We start from the raw sequence: 336 nt of genomic DNA on the forward strand, positions 1-336 counted from the left end.
TTATATTTCACAAGGAAACACCCCAAAAGCGCATTTAGAAAACATACAGAAAGCTTGCCAATACGGTGCAGAATTGGTGCAATTGCGTTTAAAGGATGTCTCTGAAAAAAAGATTTTAAAAACAGCCGAAGAAGCTAGAGATATTACCAGTCATTATCAAACACGATTAATAATTAATGACCATTATAAAATAGCTGAAGCTGTAAATGCCGATGGTGTGCACTTAGGAAAAACAGATACCAACCCTAACATAGCCAGAAAAGCTTTAAAAAGTTGGCAAATTATTGGTGGTACTGCTAACACGCTTAATGATTGTCAACAACGTATTAACGAAAA

At 35.1% G+C, this 336-nt stretch carries 1 protein-coding gene; it reads left to right on the top strand.

Features of this window, described 5'->3' with window-relative positions; genetic code table 11:
- Nucleotides 1-336, top strand: a 336-nt coding sequence (locus FUA24_RS23825) for a thiamine phosphate synthase (RefSeq protein WP_148545818.1), incomplete at both ends; no start/stop codon positions are given.

The organism is Seonamhaeicola marinus (assembly GCF_008085455.1).